This window comes from Streptomyces sp. NPDC033177, from assembly GCF_055577715.1.
Window position 1 is genome coordinate 1,012,996 of record NZ_JBVIPS010000002.1, and the last position, 16,315, is coordinate 1,029,310.

14 protein-coding genes and 1 tRNA gene are annotated in these 16,315 nt (G+C 71.2%); 7 read left to right on the forward strand and 8 right to left on the reverse strand.

Annotation, left to right across the window (positions count from 1 at the left end; genetic code table 11):
• The first annotated feature begins 17 nt into the window (after window positions 1-17).
• The 6 genes from ACZ5U5_RS10570 to ACZ5U5_RS10595 all read left to right on the forward strand — a co-directional run bounded on the left by ACZ5U5_RS10570 (window position 18) and on the right by ACZ5U5_RS10595 (window position 4,989).
• Window positions 18-488 carry an Lrp/AsnC family transcriptional regulator gene (locus ACZ5U5_RS10570; RefSeq protein WP_399387004.1) on the forward strand — a complete coding sequence of 157 codons (471 nt, stop codon included), beginning with the start codon at window positions 18-20 and terminating at the stop codon, window positions 486-488.
• Between the two features lie 37 nt (window positions 489-525).
• Window positions 526-1,173: an ABC transporter permease gene (locus ACZ5U5_RS10575; protein ID WP_469019416.1), complete on the forward strand. Its 648-nt coding sequence runs from the start codon at window positions 526-528 to the stop codon at window positions 1,171-1,173.
• Window positions 1,166-2,431 (forward strand): betaine/proline/choline family ABC transporter ATP-binding protein, encoded by a 1,266-nt coding sequence (locus tag ACZ5U5_RS10580; protein ID WP_469019023.1) that lies wholly within the window; start codon window positions 1,166-1,168, stop codon window positions 2,429-2,431. Before ACZ5U5_RS10575 ends, ACZ5U5_RS10580 begins: the two co-directional genes overlap by 8 nt.
• Before the next feature lie 5 nt (window positions 2,432-2,436).
• The gene (locus ACZ5U5_RS10585; protein WP_469019419.1) at window positions 2,437-3,336 is read left to right on the forward strand and encodes an ABC transporter permease; all 900 of its coding nucleotides are present in this window, start codon (window positions 2,437-2,439) and stop codon (window positions 3,334-3,336) included.
• Window positions 3,333-4,304 (forward strand): glycine betaine ABC transporter substrate-binding protein, encoded by a 972-nt coding sequence (locus tag ACZ5U5_RS10590; RefSeq protein WP_469019026.1) that lies wholly within the window; start codon window positions 3,333-3,335, stop codon window positions 4,302-4,304. Before ACZ5U5_RS10585 ends, ACZ5U5_RS10590 begins: the two co-directional genes overlap by 4 nt.
• An 85-nt stretch (window positions 4,305-4,389) precedes the next feature.
• A complete protein-coding gene (locus ACZ5U5_RS10595) occupies window positions 4,390-4,989 on the forward strand; it encodes an ArsR/SmtB family transcription factor (RefSeq protein WP_469019028.1) in 600 nt (199 codons plus the stop codon).
• A 148-nt stretch (window positions 4,990-5,137) separates the two neighbouring features.
• Here ACZ5U5_RS10595 and ACZ5U5_RS10600 read toward each other — a convergent pair whose 3' ends face one another.
• The 4 genes from ACZ5U5_RS10600 to ACZ5U5_RS10615 form a co-directional block, all read right to left on the reverse strand.
• Window positions 5,138-5,944, reverse strand: a complete 807-nt coding sequence (locus ACZ5U5_RS10600) for a S16 family serine protease (RefSeq protein ID WP_469019031.1) — start codon at window positions 5,942-5,944, stop codon at window positions 5,138-5,140.
• Between the two features lie 149 nt (window positions 5,945-6,093).
• On the reverse strand, window positions 6,094-6,735 hold the full coding sequence (locus ACZ5U5_RS10605) for an IclR family transcriptional regulator (RefSeq protein ID WP_249589655.1): 642 nt from the start codon (window positions 6,733-6,735) through the stop codon (window positions 6,094-6,096).
• A 312-nt stretch (window positions 6,736-7,047) separates the two neighbouring features.
• Window positions 7,048-8,847, reverse strand: a complete 1,800-nt coding sequence (locus ACZ5U5_RS10610; protein WP_469019033.1) for a DEAD/DEAH box helicase — start codon at window positions 8,845-8,847, stop codon at window positions 7,048-7,050.
• A 134-nt stretch (window positions 8,848-8,981) separates the two neighbouring features.
• A complete protein-coding gene (locus ACZ5U5_RS10615) occupies window positions 8,982-10,436 on the reverse strand; it encodes an MFS transporter (protein ID WP_469019036.1) in 1,455 nt (484 codons plus the stop codon).
• A gap of 219 nt (window positions 10,437-10,655) precedes the next feature.
• On the opposite strand from ACZ5U5_RS10615, the gene ACZ5U5_RS10620 reads away from it, so the two are divergent.
• Window positions 10,656-10,730: transfer RNA gene (locus ACZ5U5_RS10620), tRNA-Cys, on the forward strand.
• A gap of 1 nt (window position 10,731) precedes the next feature.
• Here the strand turns inward: ACZ5U5_RS10620 and ACZ5U5_RS10625 are convergent.
• The 4 genes from ACZ5U5_RS10625 to ACZ5U5_RS10640 are packed head-to-tail and all read right to left on the reverse strand — an operon-like array spanning window position 10,732 to window position 16,116.
• Window positions 10,732-11,241 carry an AAA family ATPase gene (locus ACZ5U5_RS10625; RefSeq protein ID WP_469019421.1) on the reverse strand — a complete coding sequence of 170 codons (510 nt, stop codon included), beginning with the start codon at window positions 11,239-11,241 and terminating at the stop codon, window positions 10,732-10,734.
• 38 nt (window positions 11,242-11,279) lie between these two features.
• Entirely contained in the window at window positions 11,280-13,592 is a 2,313-nt protein-coding gene (locus ACZ5U5_RS10630; protein ID WP_469019038.1) for a xanthine dehydrogenase family protein molybdopterin-binding subunit, read from the reverse strand.
• Window positions 13,589-15,217 carry a (2Fe-2S)-binding protein gene (locus ACZ5U5_RS10635; protein WP_469019041.1) on the reverse strand — a complete coding sequence of 543 codons (1,629 nt, stop codon included), beginning with the start codon at window positions 15,215-15,217 and terminating at the stop codon, window positions 13,589-13,591. The genes ACZ5U5_RS10630 and ACZ5U5_RS10635 overlap by 4 nt, the downstream gene beginning before the upstream one ends.
• Window positions 15,214-16,116, reverse strand: coding sequence for an FAD binding domain-containing protein (locus tag ACZ5U5_RS10640; RefSeq protein WP_365816486.1), 903 nt, complete (start codon window positions 16,114-16,116; stop codon window positions 15,214-15,216). The genes ACZ5U5_RS10635 and ACZ5U5_RS10640 overlap by 4 nt, the downstream gene beginning before the upstream one ends.
• Window positions 16,117-16,315 lie beyond the last annotated feature (199 nt).

A 16,315-nucleotide genomic window follows, 5' to 3' on the forward strand; every position in this document is an offset into this window, starting at 1 on the left:
GTGGAGCTGAGCGCACCATGGCGATCGATCATCTGGACGGCAGGCTCATCGTGCTGCTCGCCCGCGAGCCCCGTATCGGCGTCCTGGAGGCGTCCCGCAGGCTCGGTGTCGCGCGCGGGACCGTGCAGGCCCGGATGGACCGCCTTCAGTCGAACGGAGTCATCCGCGGATTCGGTCCGGAGGTCGACCCGGCGGCCCTGGGCTACCCCGTCACCGCCTTCGCGACGCTGGAGATCAAACAAGGCCAGGGCGCTGACGTACGGGCGCATTTGGCGACCGTCGCCGAGGTGCTCGAACTGCACACCATCACCGGTCACGGCGACATGCTCTGCCGTCTGGTGGCCCGTTCGAACGCGGATCTTCAACGTGTGATCGACCGGGTGGTGGGTTTTGATGGCATCGTCCGGGCCTCCACGGCGATCGTCATGGAGAACCCTGTTCCGCTGCGGATCATCCCGTTGGTCGAACAGGCGTCGGAGGACACCTGACGCGGGCAGCCGGCGAGACGGGCAGGTGAGCAGTTCAGTGAACTTCTGGGACTACCTCGGCAACCGCCACCAGCAACTGCTGACGGACGCGTACCAGCACGCCAGCGCGGTCTTCCAGTGCATGGTCGTGGCCACCGTCATCGGAGTGCTGATCGGCGTCGTCACGTACCGCAGCGACTGGGCGGGCAATCTGGCCACGACCGCGACCTCCACGATCCTGACCGTCCCCTCGCTCGCCATGATCGGTCTGCTGATCCCCGTCGTCGGCCTCGGAGTCGCCCCGACGGTCATCGCCCTGACCCTCTACGGCCTGCTCCCCATCGTGCGCAACGCCATCGTCGGCCTGCGCGGCGTCGACCCCTCGCTGGTCGACGCGGCGAAGGGCATCGGGATGTCGCGTGCCGCACGCCTCGTCAGGGTGGAGCTGCCGCTCGCCTGGCCGCCGATCCTCACCGGTATCCGCGTCTCCACGCAGATGCTGATGGGCATCGCGGCCATCGCCGCGTACGCGTCGGGACCGGGCCTCGGCAACGAGATCTTCCGCGGCATCGGCTCCCTCGGCAGCAAGAACGCGCTCAACCAGGTGCTCGCCGGCACGCTCGGGATCATCGTCCTTGCCCTGCTCTTCGACGCCGCGTACGTCCTGATCGGCCGCCTGACCATTTCGAGGGGTATCCGTGTCTGAGTCCGTGCCCACGTCCGTGTCCGAGTCCGGGACCACGGGCGCGACGATCGAGCTGGAACACCTCACCAAGCGGTACGCGGGCAGCGGCGACCCGGCGGTGGACAGCGTCAGCATGGAGATCAAGGCGGGCGAGATCGTCATCCTCGTCGGCCCTTCGGGCTGCGGTAAGTCGACCACGCTGAAAATGATCAACCGGCTGATCGAGCCGACCGGCGGCCGTATCCGCATCGGCGGCGAGGACGTCACCGACATGGACCCGGTGAAGCTGCGCCGCAAGATCGGCTACGCGATCCAGTCCTCCGGGCTCTTCCCGCACATGACGGTTGCCCAGAACATCGCCATCGTGCCGAAGATGATCGGCTGGGGGAAGGCGAAGATCAAGTCCCGGGTCGAGGAGATGCTCGACCTCGTCGGGCTCGACCCGGCCGAGTTCCACGGCCGCTATCCGCGCCAGCTCTCCGGCGGCCAGCAGCAACGCGTCGGCGTGGCACGGGCGTTGGCCGCCGACCCGCCCGTCCTCCTGATGGACGAGCCGTTCGGCGCGGTCGACCCGATCACCCGCGACCACCTCCAGGACGAGCTGATCCGGCTCCAGCACGAGCTGCACAAGACGATCGTCTTCGTCACGCATGACTTCGACGAGGCCATCAAGCTCGGCGACCGCATCGCGGTGCTGCGGGAGCGCTCGCACATCGCGCAGTTCGACACCCCGGAAGCCATCCTCACCAACCCCGCCGACGACTTCGTCTCCGGTTTCGTGGGTGCGGGCGCGGCCCTGAAGCGGCTCAACCTCACCCGCGTACGCGACGTGGAGATCGCCGACTTCGCGACGGTGACGGTCGACGACCCGCTGCAGGACATCTTCGACAAGCTGCGGGCCAGCGGTACGAACGAGTTGCTGCTCCTCGACAAACGCGGCCGCCCCTACAAGTGGCTGCGGCGCGGTGACCTGATGCGGGCCAAGGGCTCGCTGGCCCGCGCGGGCACGCTCGTCCACGACACGGTCACCCGGGACGCCACCCTGCGCGACGCGCTCGAAGCGGTGCTCACGGACAACGCGGGGCGGGTCGCGGTCACCGGGCGGCGCGGTGAGTACACCGGCGTGGTGGACATGGAGACGCTGATGAACTCCGTCCACGAAATGCTGGAGGCCGACCGGCTCGACGCGATGGAGCACCAGCACGAACTTGAGCAGCAGCGAGCCGAGTTGACCCATCACGAGCAGGAAGGCCCCGGAGGGGAGGCGGCGAAGGCGTGACAGGCATCCCCGGGAACAACCCCCGGATCCCCGACCGCACACCGGCTCCCGACGGCGGACCAGGGCCGCGGCCCGACGGCGAGCACGAGGTCAAGGGCCATCTCTACCGCGACACGGGCGAGGCCGAGCAGGAGCCGCCTCCCTCGGGCGCGGCCACGGGCGGGCGGCGGCGGATCGGCTGGCAGAAGCTCACCGTCCTGCCCGCCTTCCTCGCCCTGGTCCTGCTGCTCACCTGGTGGTGGTTCGAGCAGGCCGACCTGGACTCGATCTCCACGAACGCCCTGGCGGACGGCAACGTCTGGCTCAGGCTCCGCCAGCACATCCAGCTGACGGTGATCTCCACCTTCTTCGTGCTGATCATCGCGATCCCGCTGGGCATCCTGCTGACCCGCAAGAAACTCCGCAAGGCGGCGCCCGGCGCGATGGCCCTGGCCAACATCGGCCAGGCGACACCGGCGATCGGCCTGCTCGCCCTCCTGGTGATCTGGATCGGCATCGGCGAGAAGGCCGCCCTGATCGGCATCATCATCTACGCCGTCCTGCCGGTCCTCTCCAACACGATCGCGGGCCTGAACGCCAACGACCCGACGCTCCTGGAAGCCGCGCGCGGCATCGGCATGTCGCCGTGGGGAGTCCTCGGCAAGGTGGAGCTGCCGTTGGCCGTTCCGCTGATCCTGGCGGGTGTGCGCACCGCGCTCGTCCTGAACGTCGGCACGGCGACGCTCGCCACCTTCGGCGGAGGCGGCGGGCTCGGCGACCTCATCACCACCGGCATCACCAACCAGCGGATGCCGGTGCTCATGCTCGGCTCGATCCTGACGATCGCGCTCGCGCTCCTGGTGGACTGGCTGGCCTCGCTGGCCGAACTGTTCCTGCGTCCGCGCGGGTTGGAGGCCGGCTCATGAGGGTCACGTTGCGTACGGCAGCGGTCGGCTTGGTGGGCGGGGCCCTGCTCGTGAGCTGCGGTCTCACCAGCGGCAGCCCGATGGTGGACGACGTGAAGCCGGGCACGATCGGCAAGGGCCTGCCCCTGAAGGGCGTCGACCTCACCGTCACATCCAAGGAGTTCACCGAGCAGCTGGTCCTGGGCGCGATCATGGGCATCGCCTTCGAGGCGGCCGGCGCGGACGTCCTCGACCGGACGGGCATCCAGGGCTCGATCGGCGCCCGCGAGGCCGTCAAGAGCGGTGACGCGGACGCCATGTACGAGTACACGGGCACCGCCTGGATCACGTACCTCGGCAACTCCGAGCCCATCGACGACCCGCAGAAGCAGTGGGAGGCGGTGCGCGACGCGGACGCGAAGAACGGCGTCACGTGGCTGCCGCCCGCCGAGCTCAACAACACGTACTCCCTGGCCATCAACCGGAAGAACGAGGCCAAGTACAAGCCGAAGACGCTCTCGGACGTGGCGGCCCTCTCGAAGTCGGACCCGGACGCGGTCACGCTGTGCGTCGAGAGCGAGTTCTCCTCGCGCGAGGACGGGCTGCCGGGCATGCAGAAGGAGTACGGGATGAAGATCCCCACCTCCAACATCACCAAGATGGACACCGGGATCATCTACACCCAGGTCTCCAAGGGGTCGTGCGTGTTCGGCGAGGTCTTCACCACCGACGGCCGCATCAAGGCGATGGACCTGTCGCTGACGGAGGACGACAAGCACTTCTTCCCCAACTACAACGTCGCCCCGGAGATCAACAGCAAGGCGCTCAAGAAGTACCCGAAGATGGCGGAGATCCTGGACCCCATCACGAAGAAGCTGAACAACACGGTGGCCCAGGAGCTGAACTCCAAGGTGGACGTGCAGGGTCAGGATCCGCATGAGGTGGCGCTGGACTGGTTGGTGCAGGAGGGGTTCGTGAAGGAGGGGTAGGTCTTGGCCGCGGGTCGCCGAGAGTTGCAAAGACTTCGTTGCAAAAAGCGTTGCAACGGAGTCTTTGCATGTCTACGGTGAAGGCATGACGGACGGCACGACAGATCCCGAGGGCCGGAAGGTCCATACGCTCACCCCTCGCTCCCTGCGGGGGCTCGCGCATCCCCTGCGCATGCAGCTGCTGATCTCGCTGCGGCGCGAAGGACCAGCGACCGCCTCCCAACTGGCTTCCCGCCTGGGCGAGTCCAGCGGCGCGACGAGCTATCACCTGCGTCAGCTCGCGGCGCACGGATTCGTCGAGGATGCTCCGGACCGCGGCAAGGGGCGGGAGCGCTGGTGGCAGTCGGCGCACCAGGGGACACGCCTGGACGAGTCCCTCATGAACGACCGTGACCCGGCGGTGCGCGGCGCCGTCGCGGTGTACCTCCACGAGGTCGCGACGTTCCATGCCACGGAGACGTCGACGTGGATCGGCACCCAGCACGACTGGCCCACGGAGTGGAGGGAGAGCTCCGACCTCAGCGACTACACCCTGCGCCTGACGCCTGAGCTCACCGTCGAACTGGCCGGCAAGATCAGCGAACTCATCGAGAGCTACCGCCCGTCGGAGGTCGCCGACACCACCCCGGGCTCCGCCCGGGTGCGCCTGCACACCCACGTCTTCCCGACGCACTACACAGCCTGAGAGGACACAGCCATGCACCCCGACGTACATCTCCTGCTGCACCACACCCGCGCCGAAGAGCTTCACCGCGCCGCGCCCTTACGCGGCAACCGACCCCCGCTCCGCACTCAACTCGGCTGGACCATGGTCGAGTTGGGCCTGCGCCTGGTCAACAGCTCGGGACCTTACCGCCCCGGTCCAGGGAACGCAGCGCGTCAACCGTGCCCTTCAGCGTCGTGATCGGGACAAGGCGCAGGCCCTTCGGCAGCTCCGCCTGAGCGTCCGAGCACTCGTCCTCCGGGACCAGGAAGACGGTCGCGCCGTCCCGCTTGGCGGCCTGCGTCTTCAGCGCCACACCGCCGACCGGGCCGACCTTCCCGTCCTCGGAGATCGTGCCGGTGCCCGCGATCTTCCGGCCGCCCGTGAGGTCCCCACCGCTGCCGTTGCCGTCGATCAGATCGATGATGCCGAGCGAGAGGAAGAGGCCCGCGCTGGGGCCCCCGACCTTGCCGAGGTCGACCTTCACCTTCACCTTGCCGGTGCCGTCCACGCCGTTCGCCTTGAGATACGAGAGCGCTGCCTGCGTGGCCGTGTCCTGCGACTTCTTCATGTCGCCGAGGTTGTGCTCCTCGACTTCCTTGACGTTGTCGCCGGTGGGGTAGACCGAGTCCTTGGGCATCACCGCACGGTCCGTACGGAACCAGCCGTCCACCACGTCGCCCAGGCTCGCGTCCATGTCGGGCCCGGTGGCCACGATGGTCGTCATCCGCAGCTGCCCCTGCGTCTCGCGGGTGGGCGTACCGGTGATCGTGATGACCGGCTTGCCCTCGCTCTTGCCGAGTACGTTCGCCGTCGACCCCGGCTGGGCCACGGCGAACGGCAAGGGCGCGAGGCAGGCGACGGCGAGCAGGGCGACCACGGGGGCGGCACAGACAGCGAGGGCCTTGGGGCGCGTGAGGCTGGAGAGGGAGAACACGGGATCAATCTAACGGACGGGGTTTCCCTTCCGGCCGGTCAGCTGACGACGGACGAGGAGGGCACATTCAGCCCGTCCGGCGCTTGAGGACGAACTCGGCGGAGCCGGTGATCGACGGCGCCCAGGAGAACCCGCTCGCCCGCGCGGCCTCAGCGCAACGCGTCAGCCACCTCACGCGCCGCGTCCACCACCCGTGGTCCCACCCGCTCCGGCACCGAATCCGACAGCATGACGACGCCGACGCTGCCCTCTATGCCGGTCACGCCGACCAGAGGCGCCGCGGCCCCGCTCGCGCCGGCCTCGAGCTCGCCGTGCGTCAGCGCGTAGCCGGGGTCGGTGGCGAGGCCCTGCCGGGCGGCGAGGATCGCGCGGCCCGCGGCGCCCCGGTCAAGGGGATGCCGGAAGCCGGTCCGGTAGGCCACGTGGTAATCCGTCCAGGTCGGCTCGACGACGGCGACGGCGAGGGCCTCGCTGCCGTCGACCAGCGTCAGGTGCGCCGTCGCGCCTATGTCCTCGGCCAGCGAGCGAAGAGCGGGCAGCGCGGCCTCGCGCACCAGCGGATGCACCTGGCGGCCCAGGCGCAGCACCCCGAGGCCGACCCTGGCCCGGCCGCCCAGGTCACGGCGGACCAGGGCATGCTGCTCAAGGGTGGCGAGGAGGCGGTACACCACGGTGCGGTTCACGCCGAGCTTGTTCGACAGCTCGGTGACGGTGAGCCCATGGTCGGTGTCGGCCAACAGCTTGAGGACACGCAGTCCTCGGTCGAGCGTCTGGGAAGTCTCCGCGGTCACGACGCCCACTCCTTAGGTGAGGGTCGACGGCCTCTTTACGCAGCGGTTGCGTCGCCGGTCCCGTGGGCGACGCGCGTCAGAGGCCGCCGGTCGGAACTCCGGCTGCGCTCCGCGGCGGCGCTGCCACGGGGCGTGTACGTTGCGGGGACATTAGCGAGGCCGTCCCGCTCAGCGGAAGACTCCGTCCAGAATCCGGGCACGAGACCGACTGTTAGGGGCGCAATGCCCCATACGCGGGGCACGTCAGCGGGGGTGCGCACGACTCCCGCACACGTGGAACACACCCCTCCTCTCATATAGGAGAGGGCGCGCTCACTTCATACGGGTGGCCCACTCGCCGATCTTCGCGATCCGCTGCCGCAGCTGCCCGGCGGTGGCCTCCGCGCTCGGCGGGCCGCCGCAGGTGCGGCGCAGCTCGGTGTGGATCACGCCGTGCGGCTTCCCGCTCTGGTGGGAGTACGCGCCGACCATCGTGTTGAGCTGCTTCCTCAGCTCCAGCATCTCCTTGTGGGAGACCACGGGCCGCCGCTCGGCGGGCAGTTCGAGCAGGTCGGCTTGCTCGTCGGGCCGCTTCTTGCTGTGCGCGATCTGCCGGGCCTGCCGCTTCTGGAGCAGCATCTGCACCTGGTCGGGTTCGAGGAGGCCGGGGATGCCCAGATAGTCCTGCTCCTCCTCGCTCCCCGGATGCGCCTGCATCCCGAATTCGGCGCCGTCGAAAAGAACCCGGTCGAAGACGGCGTCGGACTCCAGCGCCTCGAAGGAGAACTGCTCCTGCTCGCCGGTGTCCTCGTCCTCCTGCTTGTTCGCCTCGTCCATCTCCTTCTCGGACTCGGCGTAGGGGTCCTCCTCCCCCTCCTTCTTCGGCTTGTCGAGCACGTGGTCCCGCTCGACCTCCATCTCGTTGGCATGGCCGAGGAGGTCGGGGACGGTGGGCAGGAAGACCGACGCGGTCTCGCCGCGCCGCCGGGAACGCACGAAACGCCCCACCGCCTGGGCGAAGAAGAGCGGCGTCGAGATCGTGGTCGCGTACACACCCACCGCGAGCCGCGGCACGTCGACGCCCTCGGACACCATGCGGACGGCGACCATCCACCGGTCGTTGCTCGCGGTGAAGTCGTCGATCCGCTTCGAGGCGCCCGTGTCGTCGGAGAGGACGACGGTGGCCTTTTCCCCGGTGAGCTCACGGATCAGCTTGGCGTAGGAGCGGGCGGAGTCCTGGTCGGACGCGATGACGAGGCCACCGGCGTCCGGGATGGCCTTCCGCACCTCGGTGAGCCGCTGGTCGGCGGCCTTCAGCACATTCGGCATCCACTCGCCGCGCGCGTCGAGCGCGGTCCGCCACGCCTGCGAGATCGCGTCCTTCGTCATCGGCTCGCCGAGCCGCGCGGCGATCTCGTCACCGGCCTTGGTCCGCCACCGCATGTTGCCGGAGTAGGAAAGAAAAATGACGGGCCGCACGACGCCGTCGCCGAGCGCGCTCCCGTATCCGTACGTGTAATCGGCGGCGGACCGCCGGATGCCGTCGTTCCCCTCCTCGTACGAGACGAAGGGGATGGGGTTGGTGTCGGACCGGAAGGGCGTACCGGTGAGCGCGAGGCGCCGGGTGGCGGGCTCGAAGGCTTCGAGGCAGGCCTCGCCCCATGACTTCGAGTCTCCCGCGTGGTGGATCTCGTCCAGGATCACCAGGGTCTTGCGCTGTTCGACCCGATTCCGGTGGAGCATGGGCCGCACGCCGACACCCGCGTACGTGATGGCGACGCCTTGGTACTCCTTGCTGAGCGGGCCCGCGCTGTACTCCGGGTCCAGCTTGATCCCTATCTTGGCCGCGGCCTCCGCCCACTGCTTCTTCAGGTGCTCGGTCGGCGCGACCACCGTCACCTGCTGCACGACATGGTGGTGCAGCAGCCAGGACGCGAGCGTCAGCGCGAACGTCGTCTTGCCTGCGCCGGGTGTCGCGACGGCGAGGAAGTCACGCGGCTGCTCCTGGAGGTACCGCTCCATCGCGCCCTGCTGCCAGGCTCGCAGCTTGTTGGCGGTGCCCCAGGGGGCGCGGCCGGGGAAGGCGGGAGAGAGGTGGTGGGAGGAGGCGGAGTTGGCGGCGGTGGTAGTCACGGTCTCCGGGTTTTGACGTCTGGGGTAGGTACGACAACCGGGCCACCCTACCGGTGAAGGTTGACGCCCCGCGGAGGGCGGCACGGGCCCGGGGCGGATGCGACCCGTCTCACACGCACCCCGCAGGAGGCACTTCAGGAGGCGCGCTCTTTCAGCCGCGTCCCGACCCACGCCCCCACCAGGGCGACCGCCGCCATCGGCAGGAAGACGGCGACGAAGGCCCCCGGGTGCGACCCGCCCACCCCGGTGGAACCGTGCGCGTCCACCATCCCGCCGCCCAGCGCGGCGAAGGCGGCGCCTCCCGCGGCCAGGAGCAGGGCGTTGGAGAGGCCGTCGGAGATCTGGAGGGCGGCGGAGTTGGCTCCTGCGTCCGCGGGCGGCGAGAGCCGAAGCAGCAGGACGCTGGTGGACCCGATGACCGTGCCCATGCCGAGGCAGCCGAAGGCCCAGGCCACGGCCACGATCCACACCGGGACGGCGTCGATCAGGACGGTGGGCGCGGTGACTATGGCGGCGGCCACCAGGAGCATCCCGACGACCATGAGCCGCGTACGGTGCGGCTCCATGCCCGGCCGCGACTGCACGAACGACCCGAGCGCCCACGTCGCGCCGCCCACGGCGAGCGACAGTCCGGCCATGGTCGGCGAGAGCCCGCGCTGGGTCACGAGCATCAGCGGCACGAAGGACTCGGCGGCGATGAACGAGCCGGCGGCTATGCCGCGAAGGAGCACGACGGACGGCAGGCCACGGGCAGCCCGGTACGTGCCGCGCGGCAGCAGGCCGAGGACGGCGGGCACGAGCACGGCGGCGCCGACGACCGCCGGGAGCAGCGAAAGCCACCGCAGGTCCTGGCCCGCGTACTGGAGGAGTCCCGCACCCAGCGAGATCCCGAGCGCGAGCCGGACCCGGCGGCGGTCGAAGGGCTCGACGGGCGCGGTGGGGTCGACGGGCCCGGAGGCGGTGCGCCGGATGGCGGGCAGCGCGATGGCCAGCGGCGCCACGACGAGCACGGGGATGCCGACGAAGACCCAGCGCCACCCCAGGTGCTCGGTGACGGTCCCGGAGACCAGCGGCCCCACCACGGACGGCACGACCCAGCTGGCCGCGAACGCCGCGAGTATGGACGGCCGCAGATGCTCCGGGTAGGCCCGGCTGACGACCACGTACAGCGCGACGATGACGAGCCCGCCGCCGAGCCCCTGCACGGCTCGGCCGAGGATGAACATCCACATGGCCTGGGCGGTCCCGGAGAGCAGCAGCCCCGCGGCGAACGCGCCGATCCCGCCGGCCAGCGGCCCAAGGGGGCCGCGCCGGTCGGCCCACTGCCCGGAGAGCACCATGCCGAAGAGGCTGGTGGTGAAGTACGCGGAGAAGCCGAAGGCGTAGAGCGAGACGCCGTCGAGCTCACGGGCGGCCACCGGCATCGCCGTCCCGACGGCGGTCGCCTCGAAGGCGATGAGCAGCACCACCGAGACGATGCCGAGGCTGAGCGCGCGATAGGGCGCGCGGAGCACTCCGCCCTTGAGCTCGGACGGCGGGACTATCGGGGCGGCTGCGACTTCGGCGTCGCGTGGTTCCAGGGCGCTCATGACGGCCAGCGTAAGGGGCGTGACAGGTGATGACCCCTGTCCGGAGGCTGGGGGATCCTGGTCCCTTGGTCGTACGCCTCGGGGCTTGCGAGGTCGATCCGGCCGGTCCGTGGTTTTGCGCCGTTCATGAACGGCGCATGGCAGTCCCGTTGCGCGGACGCCGATTCCCTTGAGGCGCCGGTCGGGGGCGCCTAGGTTCGAGGAGTCGAGATCAACCTCGGCCGTGTGCCCGAGTGGCTCAGGGGCTGGACTGCAAATCCAGTAACGCGGGTTCGATTCCCGCCACGGCCTCCAGTCAGACCCGCGCCTCGTCGACCCGCGCCTCGTCGAGCCCCGCGAGGATCGCGTCGACCGTCTCCTCGACCGTCAGGTCCGAGCTGTCCAGCCAGAGCCCGATCCTCGGGGTCGTCGACCGGAACCCGGCGTCCAAATCCGCCACCGTCCACGCGCCGTACCCGGTCTTGCCGCGCCCGGCCTCCCGGGACGCGACCGCGTCCGGGCGCGGGGCGAGCACCACGACGTGCACGGGACGCGTACGCAGCAGATCCACGTACGTCTTCAACTCCTCGCCCAGGATGACGTCCTGGACCACCGCGACGAAGCCCGCCGACGCGTACGCGTCCGCCGTCGCCGCCGACAGGCCGTAACGCAGGCGCAGTTGGGCCGCCGCCTCATCTGACGCGCCGGGCTCGTACTCCTGGCGGCCCGACACGATCATCCGGCGGAAGACGTCGCCCCGCACGTGCGCCGCGCGCGGAAGGCGTTCGGCGAGCGCCTGCGCCACCGTGGACTTGCCCGAGGCCATGATCCCGGTGATGACGACGACCCCGGCCAGAGGCTCCGTCACGTCGCGACCGCCGCCTGCGGGCGGATCGGGAGGCGGTTGACCGGGCGTCCGGTGGCCGCCCGTACCGCTGAGGCCACCGCCGCCGGGGTCGTCACCACCGGCACCGCGCTCGCCGCCTTCGCGCCGAAGGGGGCGACCACGTCGCGCTCCTCGACCAGCTTGACGATGCGGATGTCTGGGGTGTCCAGGGCGGTCGGGAGGGCGTAGCCGGTGAGGTCCGGGTGGCGGACCAGGCCGCGCGGTGTACGGAGGTTCTCCGTGAGCGCCGCGCCGACTCCCTGCGTGACACCCGCCTCGATACGTACCTTCAGCTGGGTCGGGTTGAGGATGCGGCCCACGTCCTGGGCGACCGCGAGCTCCACGACCCGCACGGAACCGATCTCGATGTCCACGTCCACCACCGCGCGGATCGCGCAGAACGCCATGCCGACGAACGCGTCGCCCTGGCCCGCCTCGTCGAGGGGCTCGGTGGGGTGGGGGCGGCACTGGGCCGTCGCCCACAGTTCCTTGCCGTCCATCGCCTCCGTCACCGTCGTGCTCAGCACGCCGTCGTACGAGGTGATCTTGCCGTCGGTGATCTGGAGCAGCTCCGTGGACATCCCGAACTTGTGGGCCAGGGGCTGGAGGAGTTGCGTGCGGACCATCTTCGCCGCGCGTTCCACCGCGCCGCCCGACACCCATGTGTGGCGGCCGTGGCAGCTGGGGCCCGCGGGTGGCTGGTCGGTGTCGACGGGGGCCACGCGGACTTCGTCGATGCCGAGGGTCTCCTGGACGATCTGGCGGGCCAGCGTGGTGAAGCCCTGGCCCGTCTCGACCGCCGCGCAGATCACCGTCGCGATGCCGTCGTGGACCTTCACGGTGGCCGTGGAGACCTCGTCCGTGCCCTCGGCGCCCAGGAGTTGGACCGTGCCGAGGCCGTAGCCGACGCCCCGGCGCACCGCTGCGGGCTCACCCGCGCCCTCGGGGCCACCGGGCAGCAGCCACTCGTCCTCGGGGGTGTCCTTGGGCAGCTCGGGCAGCGGGAAGTCCCGTACGGCGGCGAGGAGTTCGGCGACCGGGGCGGGACAGGTGACCGTCTGGCCGGTGGGGAGGATGTCTCCCGTCGCCATCGCGTTGCGCAGCCGCACCTCGGCCGGGTCGATGCCCAGCTTCTTCGCGATCTTGTCCATCTGGGCCTCGTACGCCGCGCACACCTGCATGGCGCCCTCGCCCCGGACATGTCCGGACGGCGGGTTGTTCGTGCGGACCGCCCAGCCCTCGATGAAGGCGTTCGGGACCACGTACGGACCACAGGCGAAGGAGACGGCCGCGGCGAGCGCGTCCGACGACGTGTCCGCGTACGCGCCCGCGTCCAGCAGGACCTGCGCCTCCACCTTCACCAACTTGCCCTCGGCGTCCGCGTGATGGCGGTAACGAAGGAGCGTCGGGTGGCGGTGGGCGTGGCCGAGGAAGGACTCCTCGCGGGTCGCCGTCAGCTTCACCGGGCAGCCGGTGGTCAGCGCGAGCAGGCCGAGCGGGAGGTGGAAGCTGGCGTCCTCGCGGTCGGCGGTCGCGCCGGGCACGCCGGTCACGACGACCTTCACGATGTCCGGGTCGATGCCGTAGCAGGACGCGGCCATGTCGCGGTCGGTGTGCGGGTCGGTGGAGGCGATGTAGAGCTCCACGCCCCCGTCCGGACGCGGCACCGCGAGCCCCGCCTCCGCGCCGATCGGCGCCGGGTCCTGGCGGCCGATGCGGTAGAGGCCCTCGACGACGAGTTCGCCCGCCGCCTCCGGGTCGCCGTGCCGCAGCGGGATGTGCCGGATCAAGTTGCCGTCGGGGTGCAGGGGTTCGGCCGCGAAGGCCTTCTCCGGGTCGGTGACCGGTTCAAGGACCTCGTACTCGACGAAGATGGCGGCGGCGGCCATCCGTGCCGTGTCGGGGTGGTCGGCGGCCACGGCCGCGATGGGCTCGCCGTGGTGGCGTACGACGTCGGAGGCGAAGACCGGGCGGTCCGGGGTCTTGCGGCCGTGCAGTGCCTCGCCGGGCACGTCCTCGTGCGTGACGACGGACCGCACGCCCGGCATCTCGCGCGCCTGGGACGTGTCGATCGAGACGATCCGCGCGTGCGCGTGCGGGGAGCGCAGGACGGCCGCCCAGAGCAGTCCCTCCGCCCACAGGTCGGACGCGTAGGGGAACGTGCCCTCCGTCTTGGCGCGGGACTCCGCCGACGGCAGGGACGAGCCGATGCCGTGCGGCTGCGGCTCCGGGCCGGGCTGCGGCTCCACTGCGGTCGCGGTGTTCCCGTCCCCCGCGGCTTCGTTGCTCACGCCTGGCCTCCGCCCTGGCCGTATGGTCCTTCGTACGTTCCGTCCTGCGCCGCCGGGTTGACCCCTCCGGCGCCGGGTCCCGCCTGGTGCGGGATGCGTGCCTCACCCTCGCTCTGGGCGGACGGCTCGGCGGCCGCCGCTGACGCCTGGCGCTCGGCGACCACTTCCTGCACGGCGTCGAGCACGCCCCGATAACCGGAGCAGCGGCACAGGTTGCCGCACAGCGCGCGACGCGTCTCCAGGTCGGTCGGGGCGGGGTTGCCCTCCAGGAGGTCGTGCACGGTCATCGCCATGCCCGGTACGCAAAAGCCACATTGGACGGCACCGCAGGCCGCGAGCGCCCGCTGTACGTCGGAGGGCCTGCCGTCGGCGGCGAGGCCCTCGACGGTGCGTACCTCGCTGCCGGCGGCGGTGGCCGCGGGCACCAGGCAGGAGGCGACGAGACGGCCGTCCACCTGGACGTTGCAGGCACCGCACTCGCCCTGCGAGCAGCCGTCCTTGGCGCCCGCGAGGCCGAGGCGCTCGCGCAGCACGTAGAGGAGCGACTCGCCGATCCACGCGTCGGTGACGGGGCGGTCGGCGCCGTTGACGCGCAGGACGTACGAGCAGAGGGGGTGTTCGTCGGAGAGGGCGGTGGCGGTGAGGGCGGCTTCGGGGTCGGCTTCGGGGTCGGCGGTCTCGGGGTCGGCTTCAGCCTCGCCTTCGACCTCGATCTCGGCTTCGGCGTCCGCCTCGACTGCGGCTTCGGCTTCGGTGTCCGCCTCGGCCTCGGTCTCGGCTTCGGGCTCCGGCTCCGGCTCGGGTTCCGGCGTCGGTTCCGGCTCCGCGGGAGCCTCAGGCACCTCAGGCACCTCGGACGCCACGGGCATCTCCGGCACCACATGCATCTCGGGAGCCACCGGCGCCGCCGGGACGAACGGCTCCGGGGGCGGCACGGGCTCGTGGTGCTGCGGCTCGGCGTACTGCTGCGCGTGCGGATGCGGGTCGACGTGCGCCTGCGGCTCGGCATACGGCTGCTGCACGGGCTCCGACCACGGCACGCCCGCGCCCGCACCACCGGTCGCCCACGGTGCCGCAGCGCCTCCCGGCAGCGTCGCCGGCGGCGTACCACCCCACTGCGCGGCGAGCGAGGACGCGGTGAACTCACCCGATTCGTCCGGAAGATCGCCATTGGCGACGGGGATCGACCACTGCCCCGTGACATCGGCGGGGGCCGGCGCGGCGGGCGCATGCCCCTCCGCCTCGTGGAAGCTCCACTGCCCGGTGGCCCGGGGGTCGTACGCGTGCTCCTGATGGTGGACCGGCGGCTCGGGCTCGGGCACACCGCCCGCGTCCGGCCACCGCACGTTCTGGGCACCGGTACCCGCGGCACCAACCCCCGTCACCTCGGGCGGCATGGCCCAGACACCCGTGGCGGCCGGGTCCGTCGCGTCGGCCGTCGTGGGGGTGACCGTTATCTGCGGCGGCACGTAACCGTGGCCGGGCGCGGCGAGGGGCGAGTGGTCGAAGTCCAGGGCACCTTCCGGGAGCTGCACGAAGGCCGTGGCGTCCGAGTCGTACTCACCCTGTGGATGCGGCTGCCAGCCGCCGTTCGCGGTACTTCCGTCGTGCCGGTCGTCACTCACGACAGCGCCCTCCCCAGTGCTCGTCGGGCCAGCGCGGCGACGGTGCGCCGCAGGTGCAGTACGGCGGGCGGCAGCGGCTGCGGCGAGCCGTCCTCCGCCGGGGGCTGGTCGGGGATGCACGCGGCGGCGACGTACTCACCGAAGGCGGTGAGCGCCTCCGGCACGATCGTCCGCTCGCCGTCCCAGTCGATCAGCGAGGCGACCCACTGCTCGGCCTCCAGGGGCCGCAGCGGCATCGGCGCGACGGCGCCGACCGCGCAGCGCACACCGCGCCGCGCCGGGTCGAGGACGAGCGCGACGGAGGCGAGGGCACGGCCGGGCCCGGTGCGTCCGGTGGCCTTGAGGAAGACCTGCGGGGCGTGCAGGAGCGGCAGCCGTACGAAGCCGATGAGTTCGCCGGGGCGGAGCATGTCCATCCCCGCGAGGAGGTGCGAGACGGGGACCTCGCGGCGTGCGCCGCCGGGTCCCGCGATGACGAGGACGGCTTCCAGGGCGGCCAGGACGGGCAGGGTGTCGCCGGTCGGCCCCGCGGTGGCGATGTTGCCGCCCAGGGTGCCCGCGTTGCGGATCTGCGGGGGCCCCGCGGCACGTGCGGCCGCGGCGAGCGCGGGGATCAGGGCGGCGAAGTCGGGCCGCCCGACGCGTGCGTGGGTGAGGCCGGCGCCGAGCAGCGCGTGACCGTCCTGGTACTGCCAGCCGCGGATCTCGCTGATGCGGCCGAGGCCGACGAGCGCGGCGGGGCGCAGGAGGCCCGCGTTGACGGAGGCCATGAGGTCGGTGCCGCCGGCCACGGGCACGGCGGCGGGCATCGCGGCGAGCGCCTCCACGGCCTCGTCCAACGTCGCAGGCAGCGTCGCCGTCTGCGCTGTGTGCGCCGCCTGCGGTGCGTGCGTGCTCAAAACCGGCTGCCCCTTCCCGATGTCCGGCGGCTTTCTCGCCGTGTCCACCGTTACGCCTGTTCCGCCGTACGGTACGTGCTCACAGCCCGGACGTGGCAACTCTGGCACATCTTCCCCGGCCCCCGGCGCGGGGGTCCGCTAGGAGTCATTCGTCCGCGGACCTGGGGGATGTGCCGTTTTCACACGCCCTCACCGGTCA

Bases quoted from the DNA above. Each gene is read 5' to 3' on its own strand.
- ACZ5U5_RS10570 (WP_399387004.1), top strand. From the start codon at position 18: ATGGCGATCGATCATCTGGACGGCAGGCTCATCGTGCTGCTCGCCCGC.
- ACZ5U5_RS10590 (WP_469019026.1), top strand. From the start codon at position 3,333: ATGAGGGTCACGTTGCGTACGGCAGCGGTCGGCTTGGTGGGCGGGGCC.
- ACZ5U5_RS10595 (WP_469019028.1), top strand. From the start codon at position 4,390: ATGACGGACGGCACGACAGATCCCGAGGGCCGGAAGGTCCATACGCTC.
- ACZ5U5_RS10615 (WP_469019036.1), bottom strand. From the start codon at position 10,436: ATGAGCGCCCTGGAACCACGCGACGCCGAAGTCGCAGCCGCCCCGATA.
- ACZ5U5_RS10625 (WP_469019421.1), bottom strand. From the start codon at position 11,241: ATGGCCTCGGGCAAGTCCACGGTGGCGCAGGCGCTCGCCGAACGCCTT.